Raw genomic sequence first — 342 nt, forward strand, 5'->3', positions numbered from 1 at the left:
TTGCTATCGAAAAACTCACTCCCAACCTAACAACGGAGATCTGGCAAGAAAGTAACGGCACATTGCTTATCTATGGTGGCGATATCCATCAACCTATGGATGAAAATTTAATTCAAGATCTAAAACAGCTACGTCGCCGTCGTCCACTTGATGCCGTTATTTGGGTATCAGAAAATAATTTATCGCAACAACCGCTGGGTCATTCCTTATTTAATCACTTAAATTCGACCAACACCGATACCGCAAGCCGCTATTTCCACCAGCTCTTTCGCCTATTGCGCTGGCAAGCCCCCATTTGGCTTTGGAACATCAGTAATAACGGCGAAATAACCACAGATGAAA

The 342-nt window shown here is 43.3% G+C and carries 1 pseudogene; it reads left to right on the forward strand.

Annotated elements, in window-relative coordinates:
• Nucleotides 1-342: pseudogene (locus BHE89_RS24070) on the forward strand (ImcF-related family protein); the annotation flags it as partial.

The organism is Shigella sp. FC1967 (assembly GCF_001743005.1).
In the GTDB taxonomy this organism is placed as follows: Bacteria; Pseudomonadota; Gammaproteobacteria; order Enterobacterales; family Enterobacteriaceae; genus Proteus.